Annotated in this window: 2 protein-coding genes; both read right to left on the bottom strand. The window is 66.9% G+C overall.

The features are described from left to right. Positions 1 to 267: 267 nt before the first annotated feature. Entirely contained in the window at positions 268 to 981 is a 714-nt protein-coding gene (rplA, locus tag PKH97_RS05465; protein ID WP_324386394.1) for a 50S ribosomal protein L1, read from the bottom strand. A gap of 98 nt (positions 982 to 1,079) precedes the next feature. After that, positions 1,080 to 1,514 carry a 50S ribosomal protein L11 gene (rplK, locus tag PKH97_RS05460; protein WP_324386407.1) on the bottom strand — a complete coding sequence of 145 codons (435 nt, stop codon included), beginning with the start codon at positions 1,512 to 1,514 and terminating at the stop codon, positions 1,080 to 1,082. Positions 1,515 to 1,585 lie beyond the last annotated feature (71 nt).

The raw sequence follows: 1,585 nt of genomic DNA, 5'->3' as shown, positions 1-1,585 counted from the left end.
GAGGACGCGGTGCTCGCGGTCGTGCTCGTCCCGGTGGGCCCGGCGCCGGAAGTGGTGGTGCTACTTGCATCGCAACCGGCCACCAGGGCCAGCGCGCACACGGCGAGCGGAAGTCGTGAACGCATGGGTGAGTCCTTGCCGTCGGGGAGATCGGGGCCCCGACAGCCTATGTCGAGCCGAAACACCCGGGCGGGCACGAGGAGTTCTCGTGCCCGCCCGGGTGTGGCACGGCATACGGGCCCGTATGCCGTGTGGTGACGTGAGCGGTCAGCTCGCGTCGTCCTCCATCAGGTTGCGCGTCTTGCTGAAGTCCAGCGGGATGCCCGGGCCCATGGTGGTGGTCATGGTGGCCTTGAGCAGGAAGCGGCCCTTGGACGCGGCCGGCTTCAGACGGAGCACCTCATCGAGAGCGGCGCCATAGTTCTCCACCAGGGCGGCGTCGCTGAAGGACGTCTTGCCGATGATGAAGTGCAGGTTGGCGTGCTTGTCGTTGCGGAACTCGATCTTGCCGCCCTTGATGTCGGAGACGGCCTTGCCGGTGTCCATGGTGACGGTGCCGGTCTTCGGGTTCGGCATCAGGCCACGCGGGCCGAGGATCTTGCCGAGGCGGCCGACCTTGCCCATCAGGTCCGGGGTCGCGACGACGGAGTCGAAGTCGAGCCAGCCGCCAGCGACCTTCTCGATCATGTCGTCGGAGCCGACGTACTCGGCGCCGGCGGCCCGGGCGGCCTCGGCGCGCTCGCCATTGGCGAAGACGAGGACGCGGGCGGTCTTGCCGGTGCCATTCGGCAGGTTGACGGTGCCGCGGACGATCTGGTCGGCCTTGCGGGGGTCGATGCCGAGGCGGAAGGCCACCTCGACGGTCGCGTCGTACTTGGTGGTCGAGGTCTCCTTGGCGAGCTTGACGGCGTCAAGCGGGCTGTAGACCTTGTCCTTGTCGATCTTCTCGGCGGAGGCCTTGTAGGCCTTGCTGCGCTGCATGCAGAACTCCTGGTATCAGAGGTGGAGGTTGTGGTGCGGGCCAGCGCGGCCCTTCCACGCGGCATACCGGCCGGGTGGCCAGTGCTGCCTTGGTGAGCTCAGAGCTCGGTGGTGATGCCCATCGACCGGGCGGTGCCGGCGATGATGCGCATCGCCATGTCGATGTCGTTGGCGTTGAGGTCTTCCATCTTCTGCTCGGCGATGGCGCGCACCTGGTCCTTGGTCAGCTTCGCAACCTTGGTCTTGTGCGGCTCGCCGGACCCCTTGGCGACGCCCGCGGCCTTTTTGATCAGCTCGGCGGCCGGCGGGGTCTTGGTGATGAAGGTGAAGGAGCGGTCTTCGTAGACCGTGATCTCGACCGGGATGACATTGCCGCGCTGGGCTTCCGTCGCGGCGTTGTAGGCCTTGACGAACTCCATGATGTTGACGCCGTGCTGACCGAGCGCGGGGCCGACGGGCGGGGCCGGCGTCGCGGCACCGGCGTTGATCTGCAGCTTGATGAAGCCGGTGATCTTCTTCTTCTTGGGAGGCATTGCTTTTTCCTTTTGTCGTGGGCCGACGCCGTGGGCGATGACCCGGTTGCACCGCCGAACCGCGAGCTTGC

The sequence above is a fragment of the Nostocoides sp. genome (genome assembly GCF_035343835.1).
GTDB classification, from domain to species: domain Bacteria; phylum Actinomycetota; class Actinomycetes; order Actinomycetales; family Dermatophilaceae; genus Nostocoides_A; species Nostocoides_A vanveenii.
The sequence above is the reverse complement of the archived record's forward strand: the minus strand, read 5'-3'. Positions and strand labels throughout refer to the sequence as shown.

Bases quoted from the DNA above. Each gene is read 5' to 3' on its own strand.
- rplK (WP_324386407.1), bottom strand. From the start codon at position 1,514: ATGCCTCCCAAGAAGAAGAAGATCACCGGCTTCATCAAGCTGCAGATC.
- rplA (WP_324386394.1), bottom strand. From the start codon at position 981: ATGCAGCGCAGCAAGGCCTACAAGGCCTCCGCCGAGAAGATCGACAAG.